Origin of the sequence: Niastella koreensis GR20-10 (assembly GCF_000246855.1) — a bacterium.
GTDB classification, from domain to species: domain Bacteria; phylum Bacteroidota; class Bacteroidia; order Chitinophagales; family Chitinophagaceae; genus Niastella; species Niastella koreensis.
In genome coordinates this window covers 2568611-2592947 of the sequence record NC_016609.1, presented here as the reverse complement: position 1 = coordinate 2592947, position 24337 = coordinate 2568611, and the positions used below count along the sequence as shown (strand labels likewise).

Below are 24337 nucleotides of genomic sequence, written 5' to 3'. Positions count from 1 at the left end.
CATGAATTTCTCAATTAAGGCAATATCAATGCACCCGGCAGAGTAAGTGTGGCACTTGCGGGCGTACGTGTGGCACTGGCAGGCGAAAGTGTTGCATTTGCAGCTGTATGTGTTGCACTGGCAGGCGAAAGTGCTGCACTGGTATGGGTAAGTGACGCATTTACGCTCTCGTAATCGTAAATCTCCGTAGTGTTTTTTATAAACCTCACAAATTTTTGAATTACAAACCCTTTTTATATTTTACAGGCCAGATACCTTAGACTAATAACATAAATCCAACAATGAAAAACCTGATCGTGGCCGTACTGGCCTTAAGCCTTTTATCCTGTGCAGACAATAAGAATAAGATAGGACCCATCAAAAAAGAGATCATTCCCGTTAGAAAAGACAGCAGCACAGCACAAGCTATACCTCATTATGACGGCCGCTGCAACCTCGACAACGACGTTTCCTCCCTGGGTATCGGAATGGTTATGGTACCATTAAAATTCTCCCTGTACGACGATAGCCTGCTAAGCGGCGAGCCTAAACTGGTAGACATGTTCGAAAAATACGACAGCCTGAACAATGTATGCTCCTGTGTTTTTGATCCCGAATATGGATTGATGCACTTTGCCTGCACCGGTAAAACCGACCGGGCCTACCGCGTGCTGATCAACTACTCACAGGTAAAATGGCTGCCCCGCGAAAAAGACTATCAATTCAAAAGCTGGGAACTATACCTTGAAAGTTCATTTGGCATCAGACGTAAAACCACCCCCGATTCAACCAGAACGCCTATTGGCCTGGTGCGTAAAGACCCCAGCGATGAGGCAGATTCTGTTTCCATTCCGGCTGGTAAAGAAATGTTTTGCGCCATGCAGGTGAAGGGCGACTGGGTTAAAGTGCAATACGATTGCTTTTATAACAGCGACAACAACCCGTATGAAGGCCAGCCCTGTCGTAATTATATAAACAAATGCGCCAATCCCATAACAGGCTGGTTGCGCTGGCGGCAGGATAATAAACAACTCATCGACATTTTTTTAATGCCGTAGACATAAATCATTAAGATCGGGGCAAAAGTTGCAAACTTTCTGACGCATCTCACTTAAAATGCCGCATTTCGAACTAACAATGCCGCATCAATAACTAACTTTTGGACCAATCTGCTAAAGATTGGAACAACCTGACTAAAGATTGGACCAACCTGACTAAACATTGGAGCAACCCGACAAACTTTAGAGCAATAATGGTTAAATATTGGGGAAATCTATACAACATTTACTAATAAGTTCATAACAATGGAGCATATGTTATGCATTTATCATGTAAAGTTCTGTATTTACATGATAAAGTTTTATAGTTATGTTGAAATATTACGTACCGATGCTCCAATGTTGGTTATTGATGATCTTTTTATAAGAATTGGTGGAAGGTAATTAGTATTTTACTAAACATATTGAGCAAGGGCTAAAAGCTAACCAGGCATTCGGCAGTTCAATAAATTATAATATTCCCCCATACATAACTACACGCCAGGAACTTTGTCGTTCCTGGCGTTTTTGTATATATTTGAATATAAACTAACTGTATCTTATGGCCGAACAGGAAATTATCAAACACACCAAAAAAGTGTTGAAAGTGGCTACCGATCCCAGGAAACACTGGAAAGAAAAACTGGGCGAGATCGTCCTCGAGATCTTTATCATCGTATTTGCCATCTCGTTGTCGCTGTACCTGCACGAACGCGCAGAAAAGCGGGAAGACCATCACCTGCAGGATGAATTCTTATTGGGCCTTAAAGAAGACCTGCAGAATGACATCACAGAATTGACAGAAGATTCCCTGTCCTATATAAAAAACGAAAAAGCTTTCCGGTACTTCAAACAATTGGGGCTTGACCAATCATTGCCCGACAGTGTTCCTCATTACTGGACTTCACTTTTCAACACAAATATTCTTATACCCAACGATAGCCGTTTCCAGGGGTTGAAATCTGCCGGAAAACTGTATGTGATTGAGGATAAAAAACTGTTGAACGACATCCTGGACCTGTACCAGGAAAAAATACCCGCGCTTTTAATGGCAACCCATCTGTTCTCCGATCTAAAAAATAACCGCCTGACGCCTTTTCTCGAGAACAACCTCACAAACACCGATAGAAATAACAACAACCTGAAAGCATTATTAAAAGCCAGCCCGCAATTACGTAACTATATGTCGTACGACATATTCATCGAGGCTATTTTGATCAGGTATCACGAAGTATTGGATCAAAGCCGGCTCCTGATCGGGGAGATCGCCAAAGAAGTGAAAGAGTAACAAACAAAACATAAAAAAAGGGACCGCCATCAACCACGCGTCCCTTTTCTATTTACAAAATGTCAGCGTAACGATTTGAATGCAGTGCGCAATTCATTTACAAATGATTTGGGTTGTTCCCAGGCGGCAAAGTGGCCGCCCTTATCGAGCTTGTTGTAATACATCATTTTGGGATAGGCCTTTTCGGCCCAACTGCGTGGACAGGGATATAACTCGTCGGGATAGGCACTTATTGCCGCCGGAACTTTTACCCCTTTGGGCGCAAAAAAGCCCAGCTTGTTTTCCCAGTATAACCGCGAAGCAGAAACGCCCGTGTTGGTGAACCAATATAAGGAGATGTTGTCGAGCACATCATCCCTGGTTAGGCCTTCGGTTTTTCCCTCAAAAGAACGGTGAATGAGCGTCGTGCTTTTTGCATCGTGGTCGAGCAGGAAGGTGGCAAGGCCAATGGGAGAGTCTGCCAGCCCCGTAAGGGTTTGCGGGCGCGTGGCCATAATAAATGCATAGTACACCTGTTTGTAAAAGAAAACCAGTTCTTCACAAGCCTTCGTTTCATCGGCAGACAAACCTGCAGGCACAATACCGGCCCACAATTGTTTATCAATTTCTGGTGGAACGGCGCCAGGCATATTGTTGTGAATGGCCATTAGTGCCGGACGCCCTTCAACCCCCATCAGGTCGGTTACCATAGAACCCCAGTCGCCTCCCTGGGCCACAAACTTTTTGTAACCGAGGCGGTCCATCAGGATATACCAGGCATTGGCAATGCGTGCAGGGCTCCAGCCGGGTGAAGCAGGTTTGCCCGAAAAGCCATGACCCGGCAGGGAAGGGATCACCACGTCAAAAGCGTCTGCTGCTGTACCGCCATATTCCGTAGGATTGGTCAATGGTTCAATCACCTTCATTTGTTCTATTACCGAGCCCGGCCAGCCGTGCGTAATTATCAATGGTAAAGCATTCTCGTGTTTGGAGCGAACATGTATGAAGTGAATATCCAGCCCGTCAATTTCAGTAATGAAATTGGGATAAGCATTGATCTTCGCTTCAATCTTACGCCAGTCATAATCGGTAGTCCAGTAACGGGCTATCTGTTGCATCATTGCCAAGGGTACACCTTGTGAATAATCGGTCACGGTTTCTTTTTCAGGCCATCGGGTTGCCTTAACCCTTTTTATCAGGTCTTCCAGGTCCGGTTGCGGAACCAGGTACTGAAAGGGTCTCAGCGATTCACTGGATGCCATTTTGGGAACAGCGGAGGCTTGTTTGGTGCTCATGATGTTAGGTTTTAAATTATGTAGAAGATTGTTCTGGGTCTGTCTCTGTGGAGTTAAAGTAGTAGCAGGTAACGGCGGGAGCGGAATTGCGATCATTCGCCCGACGAAACTACTTACTGTTTGTAAAATTGCGAAGCTGTATTTATGCACAGACATTTATCAAACTCTTCTACAAGCTTTTCATGATTGGTTTGCCCATTAACAACTTACAAATTCTTTTTTCCTTTTCCTTTTTTGGGCTGGCAGCCGCCAATACAGGCAAATGGTGGCGTAAACAACATAATGCCAAATTCAAACCCTGCGCCCTGCGAGCCACTGAATTCATGGCCATAGGTCAACGCAAAAACGGCATACTGGCTCGGTTCCCAGCGCAAGCCAGCTTTATACTCTGGTATGGCCCCGGTAGCACCGGCCGATCCGTATACTTCGCCAACCAGCGAAGCTTTGGGTCCCAATGGATACCAGGCCACCCGCGCAGAATAAGTAAATGCCCAGGCCACACTATTGCTGTCACCATAATTAACGGTGGCACTGGCGCCGGGCATCAGGTCTATCGACAGCGTATTTTTGAAAAACGGAATGGTGGCGGGCGTATTCATCCAGTAGGTTTTGAATGCATCCTTCACCCTGAACTCTGCATCCAGGGTTCCTGGTCTGGTACCTGTGCCGGCCTTGGCGGCAAAACCGCCGGTCTTTTCCCTGTTTTCGTAAAACATGTATTTAGCATATAAGGAAGCAGAATATCCATCATTGGTAAGCGGATCATTGTCATTATTATACAGATAGGCCGCCATGGTAAACTCCCATTTGGGAAACAGGGAATAGGTGTTCATGATCATCGAACTCCGCCTGCCGATTGTTGGAATGAGCGTGATGGTGCCCCATGCCTTTGATAAGTAGCTGTCGGAGTTGAATTGCTGACCATTTACGGTTGTCAATTCCGCCCAAACAAACACTATAACAAGTATCTTTTTCATGGCATTTATACTGTTTTAAAAAAGGGGAAAAGCATACGCAATTCCCCTTGCACCAACTGCATACTTGAGAGAAAATTAAACCCTGAAATTAATCTTCTCCCGCTCATTTCGAGTTGCTATCACTACGGTTTGTTGTTGGCTTTTTCCCGCCTATTTGTATATATAAATTCAATTGCAACGACCTGCCTGCGTTCGTACCGGCATCTGCTGGGTACAGGTCAACCAGCCCCCAATAATAACGCGCCGCTAATTTCAACCCTTTACCTTTTGTAAACTGCCAGGAAACGCCGGTGGTTAAACCAAAATCGAAAAGTGTGGTAGCTTCTTTCATATCTTTTTCAAAAAACTGGTCGCCCAGTTCATGAGCGGCGTGAAATATATCCTTCGCTTTTGTGCGTAAGGTCACATTCGGACCGGCCTCTACATTCAGGTATTTCCAAATGCGGTATTGTAAACTGGTATTAAGCCCCAGGTACGAGATACTTCGCTTTAAACTTCCATGCTGATAAATGGAATCTACTGTTGCATCGCCCAGTGGATAAACAGGCATATCTTTAGCACCCAGCTTATATTTCGCCAGTGCATCGAATTGCAAAAAAAACCGTTGCTCTAATTTAAATGTCAGGAAAAGCCCCAGGTTGAAATTTGCCTGCGCATTCACCTGGCTGTAATCCGTTAAACTATTCCACGCACTGCCCAGCATTAATCCAAAGGTCATTTTATCGGTATTGAGTTTGTCACCGAAGATAATTGAGATCAATACCTGCGAATGAGAAGTGACCGTTATGAAAAAGCATAGGGCCAGTACCGGTATCTTTTTTACCCAACTCACTTTCCTGGCTTTGGCGGAAATTGTTTCAGGATCTTTTCTACCGCATATTTAATGAACTTGTCGGGATCTTTTGGTTTTGAATCGATCTCCGAATTGCCAATACCCTGCCACAGCAGCTTTTGGGTTTTGTTATTCACCACATCGATGATCAATGAGCCATCGGTATACTTATAGGAGCTGAATGTGGTTGTTCCCCCGCCCCAATATCCATACGGCCTGTAAATGCCGCCATAGCCGTAATAGTCGGTATTGGCGGTTACAGCAGTTTTGGTTTTTGATACCGTCATAGCGTTTACCAGCATATCGGCAGCATCGGCGCCCACTTCCTGGTATCCTTTGGCTTTCATCGTTTCTTTTATGGCATTTGCAATCCGGGTGGCATTCAGCTCACTCACTTCACCTTTGGCAGCTATGTCTGTCATGGTAAAAGTTTTGTGCTGGGAAAAATCGGCTGCGCGGTCATAATCTGCACTTACATTTACACTGGGAGCGCAGCCGTAGTTTGCCTGTAATAGAAACCATAGCCCCAAACCTATAAAAATGTATTTCATGGCTTTGCTTTATTGAGAATGGAGAATTATTTTTTTGGTTCCAGCAGCTTGAAAAATTGATCCAGCTCCGGTAATATAACTATGCGGGTTCGTCTGTTGGTAGCCTTGCCTTCCGGCGTGTCGTTTGAGGCAACCGGATCATACTCGCTCCGGCCTGCGGCGGTGATGTGCGTAGGATCAAGGCCATATTTAGTTTGCAGCACCCGAACAACTGCAGTAGCCCGCTTCACACTCAGGTCCCAGTTGTCTACCAGAGGTGGTTTGTTAAATTTTACATTGTCGGTATGCCCTTCCACCATAAACTCGATGTTTGGCTGGGCCTTTAAAACCGTAGCTACTTTCCCCAGCACCACCTGCGCGTCTTTACGAATATCATATTTACCGCTGGTGAAAAGCAGTTTGTCTGAGATATCGATAAAAACCACACCTTTATCTACTTTTATATTGATGTCTTTATCATCGAGGTCACCTATGGCGCCCTTCAGGTTCATCACCAGCGCCATGTTCAAAGAATCCTTGCGGGCCATTTCCTTCTGCAGGTCCATTATATAAATATCCTTGGCGCCAATGTTTTGCAGCGACTCTTTTATACTGGCGGCCTGGGTGGAAGTGAGCACATTAAGCCCTTCCAGCTGCTTTAACATGGTGGTATTGTTTTCCTTTAACAGCTCCCCCTGTTTTTTCAAATTATCATTATCATTTTGCAGGCTGGCATTGGCTTGTGTCAATTCATTGGTTTTGTCGTTACAGCTTTTAAGGGAAGCATTCAGGTCCTGGTTTGTTTTGGACAAAGCATCATATTTCCCCTGCTGCTCTTCCTTCATTTTATTGAACTTTTTATTACTAACACAACCGAAAAAAAAGAAGGCGGCTATTGTTAGATAAATAATTTTGGTCAGGTACATACAGCGTTTGTTTTAAGTAGTTGGTGTGTTCATTACAAAATTACAGGGCAAATCGAATTTTCAAACCGTTTAACGGTTTAGCGTATGTTACTTTAACGTGCCCAAAAAACAGCGAGTGTATAACCGTATTGAATAAACTAATATTCGTTTACCAGGCTTTGTGCCTGAATGATGGTTTGCTTACAGATCTCGTCCTGGATATCGAAAAGGTTGGTAGGAGTTACTTTACTTTCAAAGATCCTCGACCATATTTGTTTGTAAGTGCGGCTGTCTATGATCTGAATGTTGATGCGGATCTTGTTCTTTACGTATTGGGTTCCGCCGGTAATAATGTGGTTAAAGCCAACCATGGCGCCCAGTTCTTTGAGGTCGAGGTACTTTGTAGCAAGATTTTTAATGGCCTGGTAAGCGATCACAGATACTTCGTTCAGTTGCGCCAGCGTGGTGCACATCTGCAAACAAAGGCTGTCGTTAAAGGCTTTTATCAGTTTGCCTTCCGAAGTGCAGATCATTGGCATAATGGCAAAGATCACCGGTTCAAGTTCAGGAACCGTTGGTTCCCTTTCCCGCGGCGAAGCAAGCAATTTCTTTTCATCAATAAACTGCTGGCGGTCCATAAAAACCGGCACATACTTTCCTTTGGGAATACCGATCACGATCTGGTCGTTGAAACCCATGCCGGAATAATAATGCGTCAATGCCTGCCGAAGCCTGCCGGCATGAATGCGAACAATACAATCTTTCTGCGGATTAAAACTAACTGGTTTTTCAAGAACATGCAGCGCTATTGTATATTCCTTTATACAATGCGAACTGCCAATGAGGGTTTCATGAACGATGTAGGACAGGAATTTTTTCAGGATCTCTGACTTGCTGAAATCAGGATGCGCAAATATTCTATCCAATTGGTCGGCAATGGAGTCGTAGCTAAACAGTTTGTTAGCTACGAACGGAGTCGGGAAGTTCATAGTCAGGTTTTTTAGTCAATAAAAAAGTATAGACACTACAATAGTGAACCAGGTGTACAATAGGTTACGCTTGCTTAAATAGATGATATGATTTTGAAATGACTTTCAAAGCCCTTTGTTCTCACAAGGAGGGAGAGAGAGTTTAATAATGCACGGGCACTGCGGGTAAATAGGATGCTAAAATATAAAAAGAATTTATTGAACCGGCAAATTTTGAGCTAATTATCCATTGGGGTTTAAACGTATTAATGTAGTTCGCCATACAATTATATGATTATTTTTTTAATTATTGACATGCGCCGCTTCCCATTTCCGAACTTCTTGACGGGCGTTATCAAAAAGCCGGGAATAGTTACCCTTCAGCAGTTTTTGCTTTGCTTCGGGTGTTAGTTGCTTTAACAATGGTTCATACATATAATACACTTTCAAATATTTCTCCTGGGTGGCCGGGGCTACTTCGTCTGAACCCATCAGGAACCGGTCGGGATATTTGTTGATCACGGCAGCCGTTGCCTTTATCGTTTCAGGGGTTGACACGATGTATTTGGCCACCTCATCCCAGGAAATATCTATATGTACATGTTTCAATGCAGGGTCGCTTAATACTACATCCAGCATTTTAAGCTGGTCCTGTACAGGTTGCACAACCCGGCCCAGGCCACAATGCGCCCAAATAATAGTGGTGTTAGGATGACGCTGAAACAGGCTGTGGATCTGTTTCAGCAAATAAGGCTCCTGCCCGGGTTTTGGATAAGGCATATTGATATCACTATGCATTAATACTACCAAACCCGCTTCCGCGGCGAAATCCAGGATGCGGTCAAGTGCAGGATTTGTCAATGAAGCCACCTCACCTGCCACTTTGGAAGAAACAAATTCTTTATGAATGGTAAACTCGCCGATTCCGGAGAATACCCCCGGAAATAATTTCAATACCCTTTTGATATGGTCTGCCGCATACATATCAGCCGGGTTGAACCCGGTGATCATAGGATCAAACTTTTGCTGATCTTCTTTTGGAAGGCTGCGATAGGACATGGCAATGTACGCATCGGTAAAGGAGTAATAATACAAAGGCGCGTCGCTGGCCAGGTAATAGGTGGGCGCAAAATCGCCCGTATTGCCATAAGACCATTCTTGTTGCAGGGGAATGCCAAACAGGGTGGAGCGGCCCACTTTTCCTTTCATCACCTGCAGGAACTGCTGAACGGAGATCCCTTCCTGCACATAATTGGTTAAGTGAAAGTGCGAATCGTAAAACAAGGAAGTATCGGTGGTGGTGTTGGTTTGCGCCGTGGTTGCCAATGGCGCCAGTAGTATCAGCGCTGTTATTATTTTCATCATGTTATAATAAGATATCGGTACCTATTGTAATAGTAGTGCCTGTTTGTCCGCCCGCATATAACCCGAAGGTGCCGCCGGCCGAGCTTTTATATACATAGTGCGCCTGGGCATTCAGCCGCCAGCTTCTCGACTTCATGGGATAGAAGTTAACGCCACCGCCAGCTTCCCAGGGGTGCCGCTTAAACGCATCAAAAAAATAGGAGTGAATGCCGTAGATACATAGTTTTTTGGGGATCACCATTTGTGATAATTGCAGGCTGTAGCCTTTATCCCGCAGGGAACTTACCGGCAACGGGCCATCTGCATCAAATTTGGTAAGTGAGCGGTAATACAATTCCACCTGTGCATTGAAGCCCTTATACTTTATACCCAGGTCGGTGGCTATCATATCATAATTGGCTTCGTTTACGGTAACACCATCTGCCAGCGCGCCGGTCTCAAAAAACAGCACACCATCGGTCATGCGTACCTGTGTATTATCGGGCGATGGCTGACCGGTATTGTTGAACCGGTTATCCCGGCAATGGGTATAGTTAACGCCGAACCGGGTGGCCACTTTATCGTGGTGTTCAAAATCAACCAGTCCGCCCCGCGGCCCATATTCCCCCGTAGTTGGCAACCATAGCAAACCCACGCCCTTCGACATGGTGCGGGTTAATTTGGCTGCAGCAATACCCAGGATGCTCAGGTTATCACCCAGCATCAAAACATAATTCAACCTGGGCAACACTTCACCCTTTACAAAAAAACCATTGGTAAAACCGGCCCGCAGGCTTTCTTCTCCCATGGTACGGTCGGTTGATAAATAAAAGGGAAATGGTCCCTGCATAGACCGGATGGAAATATTCGGCATAATACCGGCGCCAAAAATGAAGTATTTATTGAACCGGTATTGCAGGTTACCATACACCAGGGTCTGTTGCGTGGTCATGATGGTCCATACTGTAGCGGTGTATGTGAGTTTTGGTGTCATAACAAAACCGGTAAACCAGATCATAACACGATGCCAGTAAAAATCATTTCGGCCTGTGAGGTCCCTGTCCCTGCCCAAATGGTCCTGCCAAACCTGGTCATGTTCACCTGGTAGCTGATTCAGATAGCGGACTATTGAATACAACCCGATGTTCAAACTCGCCACTTTTGTTTTTACAATGCCGAACCCTTTGCCGGGTGTTAATTCGCCTGCTATCATCTCATTGGGATAAGTTTCCACCTGGTCAACCTTCGCGGTATCTTTTTGATATACCGATGGGTCCAGCTGCGCCCTGCTGTTGGCATTTGCACACAACGCCGCTATCAGCATCAGGCCCAGCCTTGCTTGATGTATATATTGTTTCATAAGAATATCCTGATAAAATGTGTTGCTTATTTAGGTTGTACGAGATAGGGGTTAACCTTCAGCTTATCCACTACATAACTGATCACCCGTTGCGCTTTTACACTGTTGCCGGCTTCATCCAACGGAGGCGAAACAACGGCAATCCCGAATTTACCCGGGCAAACAGCCAGCAAACCGCCGCCCACACCACTTTTGGCCGGCAGCCCCGTATGATACAACCAGATGCCGGTATTGTCGTATAAACCGGCGGTAGACATCACCGGCAGCGTATGCATCACCGTTTCAGCCGACACTACCTTTTTCTTTGTTATGGGATTTACGCCACCGTTAGCCAGGGTGGCAGCCATAGTGGCCAGGTCTTTCGCATTTACGTTGATGGCGCATTGTTTGGTATAAATATCTGTTGATTGTACAGGATCGAAATACATGCGGCCGTAAGCGAGCAGCAGGTGGGCAATGGCCTGGTTGCGTAAATTATCACCGGCTTCGCTTACATATACCGGCCAGTTCAATGAAAGCGGCCGGCCGGCAAAATCACTTTGCACCTGCAGAATGCTTTTCCATTTGGCGGCCGAGTCGGCGCCACTGATCATACTGGAAGCGGCAATAGCGCCGGGGTTCACCAGCGGATTGATCTCTTTGCCCTTTTGCATTTCAATGGCAACAATACTGTTGAACCGCATGCCGGTAGCATCCACACCGATCTTGTCTTCAATAGCCTTTGCGCCCTGTTCTTCAATCACTTTTGCCATAGTGAACACTTTTGATACACTTTGTATAGACACCATAGAGTTGATATCGCCTTTGGTATACACCTTTCCATCGATGGTTATCAGCGCAATGCCAAAAATGTTCGGATCTACATTGGCCAGCTCTTTTATATAATCGGCATTTTTGCCTTCCTTGAGATCTTTGAATTTATTGTAAGCTTCATCTAATGCCTTTTCAATCTCTGCGGGCGGCAGGGTTAACTGTCCTAAACTGGTAGTAGTGCAAACCACAGCAAACATAAATGCGAGGACTGTCTGTTTCCTAAAACATAGCTGCTTCATAATGGCTCTTTTTAATACTGATGATAGATAGAGATTATTCTTTGTTCCGGTAAAAGATCTGGGAGAAATTATATTTGAACGCTAACTGGATCTTGAAACAATCTGAGTGAAAATCATCGGTGAAGTTGGAACGCCGGCCCCATTGAAATTCAATAGCTGCCATAGAATTGGTGAAAGGGGTACTTACTAAATTCACACTGGCATACTGGCCCATTCTGTAGGCGTTGGGCGCCGCGGCATCTGTATTTTCAATATGTACACTTGAATACCCGATAGAGGTGCTCAGTTTTGGGCTCCAGTTATGATCGAGGTAAGCATGGATCCCGGTTACGGGCAATGCTTCACCGGTAAATGGCTCTGTTGTATTGCCGGGTTGTTCTTTCACACCCACATCAACTGGTGCATCCTGCATGTAGTTCTCTATGCCATGGCCATATACAAATGACCCTCTGAATACATCGTTAGAGCTGAGATTAAGCACGGTGCTGAAGTGAGCGCCCCAACCCAGGACATTGTCGCTGACGTTATAACCACCTGTGGTGTGCACGTCTTTCCAGCGCAGGTCGCGCAGCATTCCCGCAATTTGAATGTGCCCCCAGTCGCCACTTCGCCTGTAGTGCGCCGACAAATCGGGCAGGATCAAATGGCCACGCACACTGTCCAGCTCATTCCGGCTGTCGAAGGTGCCCTGGTCGGCGCTGGCGCCTGGCCGTTCCAACGCAACATATATTTGATTCTTGCCCTGCATGATCGCATAGCGGATCTGGATATTCCGGTAGAACACCATCCCCGACGGCCCCCAGTATTCTATCGTATTGGGCCAAACATCGCCATCCATAAACGGTGAATTGGTTTGCCCAATGGCAAACCGGCCCAGTTCGGCATAGATGTGCCGAAGCCGCATGGTGGTTTGTCCTTCATCGGCGCCCGTCCCGAACAGATCAAATTCAAACACCGTTTTCAATTCCCCAAGCGGTGTTGAGGTATAGCCTTTAACACCAAACCGGCTTTGGCGAATGCCAAAAAACACTTTTCCATCAGGCGCGAACTGATCTTTATATGAAGGCAATTTGGTAATGCGCATGGCATCGAACCAGTTGGGATTTATCTGGTCGAAATTGTAGCCTGCATCGGTCATTACAAACCCATAAATTTCCAGCGCCTTCACCCTGGTGCTATCAAACTTATCGCTTTGTTGCGCCATACAATACAACGAAGAAAAAAGTAAAGCAGGGACCAATAAACAGCAATGCTTCATAAACAAATATTTTAAAATAGTAAGGGTTGTGTTCCGTATCCCTGGCAGGACAGGAGCTGGGATTTTTCAGGAAGGCATCGGAATGGATTACATGAATACTCTTATGCGCATAATGTATTCTGAAGAAGGTTGATCCGGATCAGGCGAACGCTTTACTACGCTAAAGTTATACGGTTTTGCATTGGTTATTAAATTTCGCACGTGTTTAACCGTAAAATGAATGACCGCATTTTTAATTGACTACATTCATTTATTACAACATGCGAAAATGAAATACGCGCTGTTGCTTCTGCTGATACTCGCTGCCGCCTGGCTTGCTGCGCAACAACCAAGGGATACTATCTATTTTAAGAACGGGACCATGGTGATTGGGAAAATAAAAAAAATAAAACTGGGAGTGATGACCTTCGACCCCGATGACGCCAATGATATTACCGTACAATTAAAAAAATTACGCACCATGGCCGCACAATACCGGCTATACCGGGTGGAAAGCACTTCGCACATCGTTTATTTTGGGAAAATAACCACCAGTGACAGCAATGGGTATGCTACGTTTATGTCAGAAATTGACACTACCGCCCATGCCATTGAAAATATTTCTGTATTGTACCCGGTGAAGAACGCTTTCTTTCAACGTTTTTCCGGCCAGGCTTCTGCCGGTTTAGACTTCACCCGGTCCAGCGGAATAGGCAGAATTAACTATGACAGTAAAATAAGTTATAATACCAAAAACCTGGAACTCACCCTTGCTGCTTCCGGTATTTATACGCTCACAGATTCTACGTTCAGCCGCGACCGGGAAGACATGAGTATAAAAAATAATTACTATTTCAACACCACCTGGTTTGGCACCCTGTTACTTAAATACCAGCGAAACCTGGAGCTGGGCCTGCTCCGGCGCTACCAGGAGGGAGTAGGGGGTGGTAATAAATTCATTACTAACAAAAACATCTATGCGTGGACAAGAATGGGCATGGTGCTGAACCAGGAAAAAAATACGGAAAATACTGTCACCGGCACACTGGCCGAATTATTCGGACAACTGGAATTTAATTTTTTCAAGTATACAAAACCGGAAATAACTTTCACCATAACAGAAGCTTTTTATTACAGCCTTTCGCAAAAAGACCGCATCCGTAACGATGCCACTACTACACTCAGTTACAAGATCATCAAAGACCTCAACCTTACCGCCTCCGTATATTCCAACTTCGACAACCAGCCACCCAATGAAGAAAGCCGCAAATTCGACTTCGGAACAGTCTTCGGGATTTCATACATATTTTAACGAATCGGCAAACGGCAGACAGGAATACAGCTTAAAGCTATAAGCCTAAAGCCAAAAGCAATACACCGCTGCGCGGCAACCTTGTATTTGCTTTGAGCTTTTACCTTTTGGCTTTAAGCCTTGTATTCGCTTTTAGCCTGAAGCTTACAGCTTAAAGCTATAAGCCTAAAGCCAAAAGCAATACACCGCTGCGCGGCAACCTTGTATTTGCTTTGAGCTTTTACCTTTTGGCTTTAAGCCTTGTATTCGCTTTTAGCCTGAAGCTTACAGCTTAAAGCTATAAGCCTAAAGCCAAAAGCAATACACCGCTGCGCGGCAACCTTGTATTTGCTTTGAGCTTTTACCTTTTGGCTTTAAGCCTTGTATTCGCTTTTAGCCTGAAGCTTACAGCTTAAAGCTGCTTTTCGTTTTACGGTTAAACTGAACGGTTACATTATTAGTTGTTGCATAAACCATCGGTAAATTAGTGGTCATACTAATTGTGCAATATGCGTACTACCTGTTTTTTAATGGCTGTATTTCTTTTCTTCCTGCATGGGAACTCAATCGCACAATATACCGCCGACAAAATAGTAGGACAAAAACCGAAAAATGTATCACTGGCCGACAGTTTGAAGCATGTAACCTATCCATACATGCTGCCCATTTGGGGACAAAAAGTGATCAATAAAGGGTTCGATCTGCCTTTTCCGGTAGGGATGAGCGTTCAATATATCTGGCAGCAATCGGATATTATAATCGACAACCTACAAGTGGGGTTCAACCATGGCCCCATGCGTAATTGCGATGATATTATCCGGTTCGATAAAGCTACCGCTACTACCAATGGCGCCAACATCAGGCCCGATTTCTGGGTATTTCCTTTTTTGAATGTTTATGGTATTCTGGCAAAATCAAAAAACACCACGGCGATCAATGCCGGTCTTTGGATCCCCGACAGCAGCAACAGCTGGAAAAAAATAGGCAACATCAATACAAAAGCTGATTTTGATGCTACCACAGCGGGGTTTGGGTTAACGCCAACATTTGGCATAGGCGGTTTTTTTATGGCCCTTGATATGAATTTCACCTGGTCGGATATTAAAGAACTGGATAAACCTGCTTACATTTTTATTTTTGGCCCCCGCATAGGAAAAAATGTAAAGTTCAAAAATGAGCAGAGCCTGGCCCTTTGGGCAGGCGGGTTCAGGGTACATATGAACAGCGGTACCAGCGGCTCGTTAAGCATAGGAGACCTGTTTCCTACCGGACAGTGGCAGCAAAAAATAGACAGCGGTTATATTAAGGTAGCCAATGGCCAGCAACAGGTAAATGCCTGGTGGAGCAGTCTTTCCCCCCGCGATCAGCAAAACCCGGGGAACATTGCCAAATACAACACCGCCAATGCAGCCCTGGCAAAAGCAGGTCAGTTGCTGGAAGGCGCGTCAGAGGCGGTTAACACAGTGGGCAATTCTACTGTACAATACTCTCTTGACAAACGCCCAAAAGACCAATGGAATTTCCTTATTGGTGGGCAATATCAGATCAATAAACATTTGCAGATCCGGGCAGAATATGGTTTTCTCAGTAGTAGAAAACAATTCATTGGCGGCTTACAATACCGGTTTGGCTTTTAATAACCATTTAAAAATTCAGGTATGAGAAAATATGTGTTGTTGCTTTTTGCCAGTTCAGTTGCAGTAGCAGCCCGTTCACAGGAAACAAGAATAAACGCGTATGGAAATTATGTGTTCGATGACAAGGTTGAATCCTACTACAGTTCTACCAATTATTTTAACGGCACCATCGTGGGCGGCGGTATGTGGGGCATCGGGCTTGAATTTAAAGTACATGATGAATACGGGCTGGAGTTATTGTATCAGCGTCAGAATACACATGCTACTATTCACTATTACGATCTCACCTCGGTTGGCGACAAAGATGGCAATGTTGACCTGGGCATTAACTGGCTCATGGCCGGAGCTACGCGATACCTTACCGAAAAAAGAAGCCTGGAGCCCTTTGCAGGCCTGATGTTGGGAGTGGCCATCATAGACGGTAGCAACCCGGATAATGGTAATAAGCAAAGCGCTACCAAATTCGCCTGGGGATTTCGTTTAGGTACCGACGTTTTGGTAAGTGATCACCTGGGGTTCAGGTTTCAGGCGCAATTACAAAGCGCTACTCAGGCAGCAGGTGGCGGCCTTTATTTTGGTACGGGCGGCGCCGGCGTTGGTGTAACCACCTATAGCAGTATGACCCAGTTTGTGTTAGGCGGCAGCGTATTTTTCAGGTTCGGCCATCCCGATCCTAAACCAACCAGACATCCCTGATGGGCTTAACTGTAAAGCCGGTTGCATTTAACTGTGAACAGGTCAAAAGCAATTGATAATCAGCAGGCAAAGGGTAACTTTAAAACACCGCCAAAACAACCATTACAATGAAACGAATATTTTCCTCCACTGTAGTAACGCTGCTTATACAACAGTCACTATCAGCCCAGCAAACGCGCACCGAAAAAGACCTGTTAGGTGAAAAGCAAATAGATGCCAAAGCCTATTATGGGGTGCAAACAGCACGCGCGTTGGAGAACTTCACCATAAGCGGTGTTCCAACTTCTTTTTATCCGGATTATGTAAAAGCATTTGCCATGGTAAAACTGGCCGCGGCAAGGGCCAATACCCAGGTGGGCAATATGAAACCTGAGAAACTGGCCGCTATTGAAAAAGCCTGTCAGGCCGTAATAGATGGCAAATACCGCGATCAGTTTTTGGTTGATATGTACCAGGGCGGCGCCGGCACTTCGGCCAATATGAACGTAAACGAAGTACTGGCCAATATTGCGCTGGAGTTAAGCGGTAAGCAAAAAGGCGATTATCACTCCATAGAACCCCATGATGATCTGAACATGGGGCAATCCACCAACGATTCCTATCCAACCGCCATCAAGATAGCGCTGTTATTACACAACGATAAATTAGTAAGTGAAGCCGATGCACTGGCTAAGTCATTCCATAAAAAAGGCGATGAATTCAAAGGCATGGTAAAAATGGGCCGTACCGAAGGGCAGGACGCCGTGCCTATGACCCTGGGACAGGAGTTTCATGCATTCGGCAACCAGCTCGATGCCGAGATTGCCGCACTTCGCAAATCAGAAACTTATTTATGTGAACAGAACATGGGCGCTACCGCTATTGGTACCGGCATTACCGCTACACCTGGTTATGCAGATAAAGTGGCCGCAGAACTGGCTAAAATAACCGGCAAACCGATTGTAAAAAGCAGTGACCTGATAGCCGCTACCAGCAGCCAGCAGGCATTTGTGATCTATTCTGCAGCGCTGAAAAGTTTTGCCATTGCATTATCAAAGATCAGCAGCGATCTTATCTTCCTGGCCTCAGGCCCCCGCACCGGTATTTTTGAAATAAACCTGCCGGCCCTGCAACCCGGCTCCTCCATTATGCCCGGCAAGGTAAACCCGGTAATGCCCGAAGTAATGAATGAAGTGTGTTTTAAAGTGATGGGCAATGATGTTACTGTTTCCGTGGCCGCACACTCCGGACTGCTGCAATTAAACGCTTATGAACCCGTAGAGGCCGTTGCCATTATGGAGTCGCAGGGCCTGTTGTTTAAAACCCTGCCGCTGTTCAGAAAGAATTGCATCGATGGCATAACAGCTAATAAGAATATCCTGGACAAATACATTACCCAAAGCGTGGGCATAGTAACTGCCCTGAACCCGGTGCTTGGGTATGAGAAAACAACCGAGCTGGCTAAAGAAGCCCTTAAATCGGGTAAAGGCATTTTGGAGTTGATCAGGGAAAAGAAATTGTTGACGGAAGACCAGATAAAGAAGCTGCTTGATCCGGTTACGTTAACTGGTGAAGGGCAGTAGAAAGCAGCTGCAAGCTATAAGCTGTAAGCTTTAAGCAATACACCTCGGCGCGGCAGATGATATACAGCAGATGGCAAAAACATTACCAAACTAAAATATGATTGACAATGAAAACCCTTATAACAGCTTTGTGGAGTAAGCTTACCGTTGTGTTGGTGTTGGTAAGCCTTAACAGTTTCGCTCAGAAAAAAGCGAATGTAGTAATCCTGGCAACAGGTGGTACCATTGCAGGCGCAGCAAGCACCGGGGTACAATCGGGCTATACTTCGGGCCAGGTAACCATCGACGCCATGGTAAATGCAGTACCCGATATTACCAAACTGGCCAATATAAAAGGGGAGCAGATCTCCAATGTGGGTTCACAGGATATGTCGTTCGAGATCATGCTGAAGCTGGCAAAAAGAATTGCTGAGTTAACCCAACAGGGCGGTCTGGATGGTATTGTGATTACCCATGGTACCGATACCATGGAAGAAACCGCTTATTTCCTGAACCTGGTTTGTAAAACAGATCTGCCTATTGTATTGGTAGGCTCCATGCGGCCTTCTACCGCCGTTAGTGCCGATGGTCCGCTTAATTTGTACAATGCAGTGGCCGTTGCAGCAGACCCCAATGCCAAAAAACGCGGGGTGTTACTGGTAATGAACGACTGGATCCATTCTGCACAAAGCCTCACCAAAGTAAGCACTACCGCTGTGCAAACATTTATGTCGCCATTGAATGGCCTTATCGGCATCAGCAATTATGGTACAAATGAGTTTTATCGTTTCCCATTTAACAAATACGGCAGCCAAAGCGAATTCTCTGTAGACAATGTAACCAAACTTCCGCGCGTGGATATTATTTATGCCGATGCGGATATGCCCGCCGACCTCGTAGATGCTTCTGTTGAACACGGCGCCAAAGGAATTGTGATTGCCGGTGTTGGCAATGGCAATATGAACAAGGCCGGACTGGAAGCCTGCGAAAGAGCCGCTAAAAAAGGTGTGGTGATAGTAAGAAGCAGCCGCGTGGTTACCGGCAACGTAGGCCGCAATGTAGAAGTGGATGATGATAAGATGGGGTTTGTGGCTTCTTATGACCACAACCCGCAAAAATCAAGGATCCTGCTGATGGTGGCATTGCTGAAACAAAGAAGCAATGCCGACCTGCAAAAGATATTTTATGAATATTAACACGGGAAGCGCAACAGGGAGGGTGTTACTTAGCTTGCTTATAGGCATCCTCCCACTTTTTACCCGGTCGCAGGATACTACAAAGCTTCTTCCTAACGGTACGGATGGTTTAACTTTTAATCCCGCTGACACCGGGAAAAACATGAAACCCAATGAATTCGTAGGACCTATAGCCACCTTTAAAATTGGCCTCGGTTATATTCATGATTTTGTGGCCTATAGTGAGAGTGAAAAATTCAAACAACAAATGGATTCCCTGCACTATAACCTGAAACCCGATTTTAAACTGAGAGACTTTAGAGTGTTGGGCAGCGGTGTATTTAAAACCAAACGATACCTGGCATTTAAGTTTGCCTATATGTGGGATGGCGATAATGAAAAATGGCTGGTGCGGGAGTCGGGGCTTACCATTGGTGTACCGGAACTGGCCGGGCATATTTTTATCGGGCGCACCAAAGAAGGTTACTCTATGGTAAAGGTTATGAACGGGCACTCTCCCTGGACCGCAGAACGCCAGATGGCATTGGATGTAATTCCTATTCTGGCCGATGGCATCAAGTACTTTGGATATTTGCCAAAGCCCAGGGTATTCTGGAACCTCGGCGCTTATAACGATATCCTTTCCAAAGGCCAGGGTTTTTCTACGTATGCCTGGCAATATGATGCCCGGGTTGGCTGGTTACCCATCTATTTTCAAAAAACAAATGAAGTATTGCATGTGGGTGTTAACCTGCGTTATGGAAAACCGGTTGATGGAAAGATCACGCTGAAGTCGAGACCGGAATCGAATCCCACCCCGCAGATCATTAACACCGGCGCCTTTACAGCCGACCACTCAAGCCACATTGGGGCCGAAGTGTATTACAGTAACAAAGGCTTTTTGATAGGATCTGAAGTAATGATGCATAATTTTTATGCGGACAATGCCGAGAACCACCGGTTCTATGGTGGCAATGTGGTAGTTACATGGCTCTTTACCGGCGCAGTTCGGCCTTATTCAACCAATGGAAACATCCTCGGCTTTGTGCCGGTAAAAAAATCAGTGTTCAAAGGAGGCTGGGGTGAATGGGAAGCCGTTGTACATTATTCCATGCTCGATCTGAACGACCGGTCAATTGCAGGAGGTAAGTTCTGGCGTATTACGCCCATGATCAACTGGTATGTTACCAAGGTCTTCAGAATGGAATTTGTTTATGGCTATGGGGTACTCGATCGCTTTAATATAAAGGGCCCCGTACAGTTCTTTCAAAGCAGAATACAGTTCACACTTATGTAATCGATCGTGAACGGCAATTCTGCACAAAAAAAAAATAGGTTGCCCAAACTTCTCAAATCCGCCAATGTAAATTAGGTTGTGTTGGTTAGAGATGGTAAATTGTATTACAAACACCAGCATACTTTTTACTTCGTATTCCCGCACAACATTATTTCGTATTCCCACACGAAAGCTTAGTTCTTCTGCTGCACGTACACAAGCGTAACCAATCACATTAAATCTTACTAGTATGCGACACCAAAACCTAACCTTCGCACCAGAGACCGACAAAAGGACCTCAAGCTTCAATGCGCATGTTTTGAGTCCTGAAAAGGTAAGTGACATTTCAGAAAGGTTGAAACAGTTTATGTTCTCCCAAAAGCCGTATTTGCGTTACAGGTATACTATCAAAAGCCTGGCCGATGATATCCAGGTGCAGGCGTACCTGTTGTCGGCTTATTTAAACCAGGAAAAACGTTTACGTTTTACTGATTACCTGAACCAGTTCCGGATAGAGTATTGTGAAAGCCTGATCCAGGAAGGCCTGGCAAACGATTTGAACATGAAAGGCCTCGCATTGATTTGTGGTTTTCAAAACCGGAATACTTTAACCAGTGCATTTAAAAAATTTACAGGGTTAACCCCTTCCCGGTATACAAAAAGTGTACGACTGGGAATAAAACCCTAAACGTGCTGTCAATTCTGTGCTATCAGTATGGGTGAAAGAGGGGTGGCCATAAAGGCCACTTCTCTTGTTTTTTATTTACTCCAATTGCTGCCAAACACAATATAATAAGCCCAGGTATCGGGCCCGTGCGCCACATCAACGCCCACCCTTAATTTGAACTTACGCGCCAGCAAATACCTGAACCCGGTACCGTAACTTGTTATCCAGTTGGTATTACCAAACTCACTCCATTCATCAAATGCTTTCCCCGCGCCCCCAAACAGCATGGCGCTCCATCTTCTTGTAAAATCCCAGCGAAACTCCAGCTCCGATAAGATGTCGGCATTGCCCTGGTAACGGTAAATAGGTATGCCGCGCATATCTACATAGGGCAACATATAAAATGGCGGCTCACCAAATGATTGCTGCCCATCCAACCGGAAGCCGGCAGTAATGGAAGGAATGATCATTTGATAGGCGTACATATAATAATTGATGCGCCAGAATTCATAATCACTGCCCAAAAACTTATCGGCCCTGTTTACATCAGTATGTACTTTCATTCCTTTAAAGGGCGTAAAGATGTTATCCCGGTTATCCAACTCCACCAATAACCCCATCTGGCTGATTATCTTCGACAGCTCCATCGACTTTGCCAGATTTAACACCGAGGTATCACCCACATATTTTGTATCGGCTTTCAAGAACAGGTATTTAAATCCTGCATACCAGTTTGATTTTGATATTCGCTTTGATGCCTGTAATAAAACCGGCAATGCCTTTATATTGAAGGCCAGTTTCTTCTCGCCAAATTGCTCAAAAGTTTTGTAGAACGACATATTTACATCGGCATACGCGGCGCCAACGGTGTATTTGATTCTTTGCTTAACTAAAGTGCCCGATCTGAATGCCGCCAGTACCCACGTATCATTTAAGGTGTAAACACCGATACCACCCGTGATATTGGGCGCCACCGGAGTTATTTTTAATTTACCCTTCACTGAATCGTAATAAGGGGGATTTTTCTTAATAAACACAGGCAACAGGGCGCCGCCAAAACCGCCTAATGCAGGTTCTGTAATAATATAAGGTATAGGAACGAAACCATTGGCATTGATGATCCAGTCGCTAAAGTCGAACGCATGATCTGATGAATCCTTTATAGAAAATTTTTGTTTTACCGGTTGCGCCCTTACAGGTTGACACCATTGCATAAACAGTAGCAGAATTAAGCCGGATTTGATCTTTGTCATATGCAATGCTGATGGCATAAAGTAAATTACTGAAGGTTTACTTTGTATCTGTTCAAATATTCCTGCATCAGGCGAATGGCAACTCTTAACTGGCGCTCTACAGTAGGCACAGAACGATTCAGCATGGCAGCGGTCATTTTAACGGTATTGGCTTTTTGCATGGTGAGCACATAAACATCCCGGTACTTATCAGGCATTGAATTTAAACAACAACCGATCTCCTTTTCCAGGTCAAGCACATCCATCCAATTTTCGGCATCGTTGCCAACAGAAACGATACTGTATTTCTTACTCGCCAGGGCAACATGCTTTTTGTACACCGATTCATCCCGCAGGTGATTGATGATCTTGTTCCGTAACGACCGGTATAAATACGACGACAACGAAACATTGATTGTCAACTGATCTCTTTTTCCATGCAGCGTTACAAACAGGTCCTGCACCACTTCTTTACAGGTTTGCCGGTCATTGATGTATTTTCTTGCAAAACACAATAAGAGGTCCCAGTACTTTTTATACAACACCTCAAAAACTGCTTCGTCATTGAAATTCCGGATCATCATGATACGAAATTAGAAATTATGTGAGGGGCTACCTACGCACAAGTCTACAACGATGATCGGTTTTATAAATCTGTGCCGAGTGAATAATTCTTTTTGCACCTTTTTGGTTTTCTGATGTGTCATAAAATATAAAATAAACACCAAAAAAAACATTATGACAACGAGTTTACGCTTTCTGTTAGTTGCGTGTCTGCTGCTGCCATTATTATGGGGCTGCTATCCGAAAGGAGCGGAATACACCGATGAACTGGACCTCGTATATACGAAATACGCCAGTGGTTTTAATTTCACATCATTGAAAACATATAGCATTCCCGACAGTGTAGTAAAGATAACGGGGGATGTAATTAGCGACCCTGACCATAATGGTGAACCATCGTTCCTGCCCGCTTCATCAGCCAAGATTATCACCGACCAGGTAAAGCAGAACATGAACAGTTATGGATGGACGCTGGTTGACAAAAACAGTAAACCGGATGTAACCATTCTGGCATCTACCATGACCACCACCAATATTTATTATTACTACGACTGGTGGTATTGGGGCTGGTATTACCCGGGGTATAATCCAGGCTGGGGCTGGTACTATCCCGGCTATTATCCGCCATACGTTACCGGGTACAGGTCAGGCTCTGTATTTATGCAGATGATAGATAATACGTCAAAGCCATGGACGGCAGATAATGCGCCGGTGGTATGGGTATGTATTTTAAACGGACTGGCAGAAGGCGGCACCGCTAACATTGCCGCCCGTACGCAGATCGGCATAGACCAGGCCTTTACACAATCACCATACTTAAAACACTAGAACTATTTTTTATGAAATACTTTTTACTGTCGGCGATCACGCTTTTATGTGGTATCAACTTGTACAGCCAGAGCTCGTTCATCATGTCGTACCCCATCGGTTTTCCTATGGGTAACCTGCACGATTATATTAGTAAAACAAGCTACCAGGGAATTAACCTGGAATTTTTAAAAACAGCCAAGCCAGGGGTATCAGTTGGACTGGAAACAGGCTGGAATGTGTTTTATGAAAAAGCCGATAAAGCAACTTATAAAGATGGCACCACTTCCATTTCCGGAGTAACCTTCAGGTATACCAATGCAGTGCCCATTCTGGCCGAATCAAAATGGTATCCCATGCACGAAACAAAAGTCACCAACCCGTATGTGGGCGTTGGCGTGGGCACCCTGTTTGTAAGCCGGTCAACCGATTTTGGTTTATACCGCATCACCACCGATTCCTGGCAGTTTTGCGTTCGCCCCGAAGCCGGCGTACTGTTTTCCATCGAGCCCGGGTTGAAAGCCATGTTGGGCGCAAAATATTACCCGGGCTTTAATACCAGTAAACTGGATGGCCAGGGATTTCTGTCGATCAATGTAGGCTTTGTGTTCTCCAGCCTGTAAACTAACCTGTAAACTGTAAAAAAGGCCGGCCCTGGTTTTATTTAT

At 45.2% G+C, this 24337-nt stretch carries 24 protein-coding genes; 11 read left to right on the top strand and 13 right to left on the bottom strand.

Translation table 11 applies throughout. The features are described from left to right. Nucleotides 1-14: 14 nt before the first annotated feature. Nucleotides 15-209 (bottom strand): hypothetical protein, encoded by a 195-nt coding sequence (locus NIAKO_RS38455; RefSeq protein WP_133055254.1) that lies wholly within the window; start codon nucleotides 207-209, stop codon nucleotides 15-17. A gap of 72 nt (nucleotides 210-281) precedes the next feature. Between NIAKO_RS38455 and NIAKO_RS10550 the strand changes: the two genes are divergently transcribed. Together NIAKO_RS10550 and NIAKO_RS10545 are read left to right on the top strand one after the other, a co-directional pair. Continuing rightward, nucleotides 282-1037 carry a hypothetical protein gene (locus NIAKO_RS10550; protein ID WP_014218409.1) on the top strand — a complete coding sequence of 252 codons (756 nt, stop codon included), beginning with the start codon at nucleotides 282-284 and terminating at the stop codon, nucleotides 1035-1037. Nucleotides 1038-1578: 541 nt separating this feature from the next. Continuing rightward, a complete protein-coding gene (locus NIAKO_RS10545; RefSeq protein ID WP_014218408.1) occupies nucleotides 1579-2304 on the top strand; it encodes a hypothetical protein in 726 nt (241 codons plus the stop codon). A 62-nt stretch (nucleotides 2305-2366) separates the two neighbouring features. On the opposite strand, the gene NIAKO_RS10540 is transcribed toward NIAKO_RS10545, so the two are convergent. The 10 genes from NIAKO_RS10540 to NIAKO_RS10495 all read right to left on the bottom strand — a co-directional run bounded on the left by NIAKO_RS10540 (nucleotide 2367) and on the right by NIAKO_RS10495 (nucleotide 12804). Beyond that, on the bottom strand, nucleotides 2367-3578 hold the full coding sequence (locus NIAKO_RS10540; RefSeq protein ID WP_014218407.1) for an epoxide hydrolase family protein: 1212 nt from the start codon (nucleotides 3576-3578) through the stop codon (nucleotides 2367-2369). 206 nt (nucleotides 3579-3784) lie between these two features. Next, a complete protein-coding gene (locus NIAKO_RS10535; protein WP_014218406.1) occupies nucleotides 3785-4555 on the bottom strand; it encodes a hypothetical protein in 771 nt (256 codons plus the stop codon). Nucleotides 4556-4658: 103 nt separating this feature from the next. Next, nucleotides 4659-5387 carry an outer membrane beta-barrel protein gene (locus NIAKO_RS10530; RefSeq protein ID WP_014218405.1) on the bottom strand — a complete coding sequence of 243 codons (729 nt, stop codon included), beginning with the start codon at nucleotides 5385-5387 and terminating at the stop codon, nucleotides 4659-4661. Further along, nucleotides 5384-5938 (bottom strand): DUF4136 domain-containing protein, encoded by a 555-nt coding sequence (locus NIAKO_RS10525; protein ID WP_014218404.1) that lies wholly within the window; start codon nucleotides 5936-5938, stop codon nucleotides 5384-5386. The genes NIAKO_RS10530 and NIAKO_RS10525 overlap by 4 nt, the downstream gene beginning before the upstream one ends. Nucleotides 5939-5964: 26 nt before the next feature. Continuing rightward, entirely contained in the window at nucleotides 5965-6843 is an 879-nt protein-coding gene (locus tag NIAKO_RS10520; protein ID WP_014218403.1) for an OmpA/MotB family protein, read from the bottom strand. A 137-nt stretch (nucleotides 6844-6980) separates the two neighbouring features. Further along, nucleotides 6981-7811 (bottom strand): hypothetical protein, encoded by an 831-nt coding sequence (locus NIAKO_RS36605; protein WP_014218402.1) that lies wholly within the window; start codon nucleotides 7809-7811, stop codon nucleotides 6981-6983. A gap of 282 nt (nucleotides 7812-8093) precedes the next feature. After that, nucleotides 8094-9155, bottom strand: coding sequence for an amidohydrolase family protein (locus tag NIAKO_RS10510; protein WP_207622361.1), 1062 nt, complete (start codon nucleotides 9153-9155; stop codon nucleotides 8094-8096). 1 nt (nucleotide 9156) lies between these two features. Beyond that, nucleotides 9157-10494, bottom strand: coding sequence for a hypothetical protein (locus NIAKO_RS10505; RefSeq protein WP_014218399.1), 1338 nt, complete (start codon nucleotides 10492-10494; stop codon nucleotides 9157-9159). A gap of 26 nt (nucleotides 10495-10520) precedes the next feature. Further along, on the bottom strand, nucleotides 10521-11546 hold the full coding sequence (glsA, locus tag NIAKO_RS10500; protein WP_014218398.1) for a glutaminase A: 1026 nt from the start codon (nucleotides 11544-11546) through the stop codon (nucleotides 10521-10523). A gap of 34 nt (nucleotides 11547-11580) precedes the next feature. Further along, entirely contained in the window at nucleotides 11581-12804 is a 1224-nt protein-coding gene (locus NIAKO_RS10495) for a DcaP family trimeric outer membrane transporter (RefSeq protein WP_014218397.1), read from the bottom strand. A 220-nt stretch (nucleotides 12805-13024) separates the two neighbouring features. Between NIAKO_RS10495 and NIAKO_RS10490 the strand changes: the two genes are divergently transcribed. From NIAKO_RS10490 to NIAKO_RS10460, 7 genes are all read left to right on the top strand, one after another. Next, a complete protein-coding gene (locus NIAKO_RS10490; protein ID WP_014218396.1) occupies nucleotides 13025-14095 on the top strand; it encodes a DUF481 domain-containing protein in 1071 nt (356 codons plus the stop codon). Nucleotides 14096-14583: 488 nt separating this feature from the next. Continuing rightward, on the top strand, nucleotides 14584-15711 hold the full coding sequence (locus NIAKO_RS10485; protein WP_014218395.1) for a hypothetical protein: 1128 nt from the start codon (nucleotides 14584-14586) through the stop codon (nucleotides 15709-15711). Between the two features lie 21 nt (nucleotides 15712-15732). Next, a complete protein-coding gene (locus NIAKO_RS10480) occupies nucleotides 15733-16407 on the top strand; it encodes an outer membrane beta-barrel protein (protein WP_014218394.1) in 675 nt (224 codons plus the stop codon). A 107-nt stretch (nucleotides 16408-16514) separates the two neighbouring features. After that, entirely contained in the window at nucleotides 16515-17969 is a 1455-nt protein-coding gene (locus NIAKO_RS10475; protein ID WP_014218393.1) for an aspartate ammonia-lyase, read from the top strand. Nucleotides 17970-18076: 107 nt separating this feature from the next. Further along, on the top strand, nucleotides 18077-19144 hold the full coding sequence (locus tag NIAKO_RS10470) for a type II asparaginase (protein WP_014218392.1): 1068 nt from the start codon (nucleotides 18077-18079) through the stop codon (nucleotides 19142-19144). Nucleotides 19145-19286: 142 nt separating this feature from the next. Then, the gene (locus tag NIAKO_RS10465; RefSeq protein WP_165761232.1) at nucleotides 19287-20420 is read left to right on the top strand and encodes an OprO/OprP family phosphate-selective porin; all 1134 of its coding nucleotides are present in this window, start codon (nucleotides 19287-19289) and stop codon (nucleotides 20418-20420) included. A gap of 229 nt (nucleotides 20421-20649) precedes the next feature. After that, nucleotides 20650-21087, top strand: coding sequence for a helix-turn-helix domain-containing protein (locus NIAKO_RS10460; RefSeq protein WP_014218390.1), 438 nt, complete (start codon nucleotides 20650-20652; stop codon nucleotides 21085-21087). Between the two features lie 71 nt (nucleotides 21088-21158). On the opposite strand, the gene NIAKO_RS10455 is transcribed toward NIAKO_RS10460, so the two are convergent. Next, nucleotides 21159-22319: a BamA/TamA family outer membrane protein gene (locus tag NIAKO_RS10455; RefSeq protein WP_107685530.1), complete on the bottom strand. Its 1161-nt coding sequence runs from the start codon at nucleotides 22317-22319 to the stop codon at nucleotides 21159-21161. 26 nt (nucleotides 22320-22345) lie between these two features. Then, nucleotides 22346-22882 (bottom strand): sigma-70 family RNA polymerase sigma factor, encoded by a 537-nt coding sequence (locus NIAKO_RS10450; protein WP_041346600.1) that lies wholly within the window; start codon nucleotides 22880-22882, stop codon nucleotides 22346-22348. Nucleotides 22883-23036: 154 nt separating this feature from the next. On the opposite strand from NIAKO_RS10450, the gene NIAKO_RS10445 reads away from it, so the two are divergent. Beyond that, the gene (locus NIAKO_RS10445; protein WP_014218387.1) at nucleotides 23037-23690 is read left to right on the top strand and encodes a DUF4136 domain-containing protein; all 654 of its coding nucleotides are present in this window, start codon (nucleotides 23037-23039) and stop codon (nucleotides 23688-23690) included. A gap of 11 nt (nucleotides 23691-23701) precedes the next feature. Next, nucleotides 23702-24292, top strand: a complete 591-nt coding sequence (locus NIAKO_RS10440) for a hypothetical protein (RefSeq protein WP_014218386.1) — start codon at nucleotides 23702-23704, stop codon at nucleotides 24290-24292. The last annotated feature ends 45 nt before the right edge of the window (nucleotides 24293-24337 follow it).

Excerpts from the sequence above, each read along its gene's own strand:
- NIAKO_RS10550 (WP_014218409.1), top strand. The coding sequence starts at position 282 with ATGAAAAACCTGATCGTGGCCGTACTGGCCTTAAGCCTTTTATCCTGT.
- NIAKO_RS10545 (WP_014218408.1), top strand. The coding sequence starts at position 1,579 with ATGGCCGAACAGGAAATTATCAAACACACCAAAAAAGTGTTGAAAGTG.
- NIAKO_RS10540 (WP_014218407.1), bottom strand. The coding sequence starts at position 3,578 with ATGAGCACCAAACAAGCCTCCGCTGTTCCCAAAATGGCATCCAGTGAA.
- NIAKO_RS10535 (WP_014218406.1), bottom strand. The coding sequence starts at position 4,555 with ATGAAAAAGATACTTGTTATAGTGTTTGTTTGGGCGGAATTGACAACC.
- NIAKO_RS10525 (WP_014218404.1), bottom strand. The coding sequence starts at position 5,938 with ATGAAATACATTTTTATAGGTTTGGGGCTATGGTTTCTATTACAGGCA.
- NIAKO_RS10520 (WP_014218403.1), bottom strand. The coding sequence starts at position 6,843 with ATGTACCTGACCAAAATTATTTATCTAACAATAGCCGCCTTCTTTTTT.
- NIAKO_RS36605 (WP_014218402.1), bottom strand. The coding sequence starts at position 7,811 with ATGAACTTCCCGACTCCGTTCGTAGCTAACAAACTGTTTAGCTACGAC.
- NIAKO_RS10510 (WP_207622361.1), bottom strand. The coding sequence starts at position 9,155 with ATGATGAAAATAATAACAGCGCTGATACTACTGGCGCCATTGGCAACC.
- NIAKO_RS10505 (WP_014218399.1), bottom strand. The coding sequence starts at position 10,494 with ATGAAACAATATATACATCAAGCAAGGCTGGGCCTGATGCTGATAGCG.
- glsA (WP_014218398.1), bottom strand. The coding sequence starts at position 11,546 with ATGAAGCAGCTATGTTTTAGGAAACAGACAGTCCTCGCATTTATGTTT.
- NIAKO_RS10495 (WP_014218397.1), bottom strand. The coding sequence starts at position 12,804 with ATGAAGCATTGCTGTTTATTGGTCCCTGCTTTACTTTTTTCTTCGTTG.
- NIAKO_RS10490 (WP_014218396.1), top strand. The coding sequence starts at position 13,025 with ATGACCGCATTTTTAATTGACTACATTCATTTATTACAACATGCGAAA.
- NIAKO_RS10485 (WP_014218395.1), top strand. The coding sequence starts at position 14,584 with ATGCGTACTACCTGTTTTTTAATGGCTGTATTTCTTTTCTTCCTGCAT.
- NIAKO_RS10480 (WP_014218394.1), top strand. The coding sequence starts at position 15,733 with ATGAGAAAATATGTGTTGTTGCTTTTTGCCAGTTCAGTTGCAGTAGCA.
- NIAKO_RS10475 (WP_014218393.1), top strand. The coding sequence starts at position 16,515 with ATGAAACGAATATTTTCCTCCACTGTAGTAACGCTGCTTATACAACAG.
- NIAKO_RS10470 (WP_014218392.1), top strand. The coding sequence starts at position 18,077 with ATGAAAACCCTTATAACAGCTTTGTGGAGTAAGCTTACCGTTGTGTTG.
- NIAKO_RS10465 (WP_165761232.1), top strand. The coding sequence starts at position 19,287 with ATGAAACCCAATGAATTCGTAGGACCTATAGCCACCTTTAAAATTGGC.
- NIAKO_RS10460 (WP_014218390.1), top strand. The coding sequence starts at position 20,650 with ATGCGACACCAAAACCTAACCTTCGCACCAGAGACCGACAAAAGGACC.
- NIAKO_RS10455 (WP_107685530.1), bottom strand. The coding sequence starts at position 22,319 with ATGACAAAGATCAAATCCGGCTTAATTCTGCTACTGTTTATGCAATGG.
- NIAKO_RS10450 (WP_041346600.1), bottom strand. The coding sequence starts at position 22,882 with ATGATGATCCGGAATTTCAATGACGAAGCAGTTTTTGAGGTGTTGTAT.
- NIAKO_RS10445 (WP_014218387.1), top strand. The coding sequence starts at position 23,037 with ATGACAACGAGTTTACGCTTTCTGTTAGTTGCGTGTCTGCTGCTGCCA.
- NIAKO_RS10440 (WP_014218386.1), top strand. The coding sequence starts at position 23,702 with ATGAAATACTTTTTACTGTCGGCGATCACGCTTTTATGTGGTATCAAC.